The sequence below is a fragment of the Streptomyces sp. NPDC020801 genome, from assembly GCF_044334385.1.
GTDB lineage: Bacteria > Actinomycetota > Actinomycetes > Streptomycetales > Streptomycetaceae > Streptomyces.
On the sequence record NZ_JBIRST010000083.1, the window covers coordinates 1 to 1,225 of the forward strand.

At 73.5% G+C, this 1,225-nt stretch carries 1 protein-coding gene; it reads left to right on the forward strand.

Annotated features, from left to right (window positions below):
• Positions 1-1,225, forward strand: a 1,225-nt coding sequence (locus ACH4UM_RS41810; RefSeq protein ID WP_398191946.1) for a type I polyketide synthase, incomplete at both ends; no start/stop codon positions are given.

Genomic DNA, 1,225 nt, shown 5'->3' on the forward strand with positions numbered 1-1,225 from the left:
AAGCTGCCCGGGGCCGTCGCGGGCAGGCCGGACCTCGGAGAAGGCACGGTCCTGGTGACCGGCGCGTCCGGGGCGCTCGGCGGACTCGTCGCCCGCCACCTGGTCTCCACTCACGGCGTACGCAGCCTGCTGCTGCTCAGCCGACGTGGCGTGGCCGCCCCCGGCGCGGCCGGGCTGGAAGCCGAACTCGCGGCGTCGGGCGCCGAGGTGCGCTGGGCGGCCTGCGACGCGGCCGACCGGGACGCGCTAGCCGCCGCACTCGCCGGGACGCACGTGACCGCTGTGGTGCACACGGCCGGTGTGCTCGACGATGGCGTGATCGCCGCGCTCACCCCGGAGCGGCTGGACGCGGTGCTGCGCCCGAAGGTGGATGCCGTGCTGAACCTGCAAGAGCTGACGAGCGACTTGTCGGCGTTCGCGATCTTCTCGTCGGTCTCCGGCATCCTGGGCAGCGCCGGCCAGGGCAACTACGCTGCGGCGAACACCTTCCTCGACGCCTTCGCCGAAGCCCGTCGCGCACAGGGCCTGCCCGCGACCTCACTCGCGTGGGGCCTGTGGGAGCAGGGCAGCGGCATGGCCGACCGGCTCAACCAGGCGGACCTCGTCCGCCTGAAGCGGGCGGGCCTGGCGCCCATAGCCGTCGACGAGGGACTGCGCCTGTTCGACGCGGCACTGGCCTCGGACCGGGCGGCCGTCGCCCCGCTGCGACTGGACCTCGGCGCGATGAGGGGCACAACGCCCCTGGTACTGCGGGGGCTGCATGGCCCCGTGCGCGGCACCGCGCGGCGTACGGCCCGGACCGCGCCGAAGGGATCACTGGGACAGCGGCTGGCCGGGCTGCCGGAGGCCGAACGCGAGCAGGCGGTGCTCGAGCTGGTGCGTACCGAGGTCGCCGCCGTGCTCGGGCACGCCTCGGTTCAGGCGATCCAGACAGAACTCGCCTTCCAGGAAGCCGGTTTCGACTCGCTCACCGCGGTGGAGCTGCGCAACCGGCTGGACACGGCGACCGGTCTGCGGCTTCCCGCGACCATGGTCTTCGACTACCCGTCGCCCGTCGCCCTCTCCCGCTTCCTGCTGGCCGAGACCCTGGGTGTCCAGGAGCAGTCCAAGGCTGCGGTCGTCACCGTGGCCGCGGCGGACGAGCCGATCGCGATCGTGGGGATGGCCTGCCGGTACCCCGGTGGTGTGCGGTCGCCCGAGGACTTGTGGCAGTTGGTGTTCGACG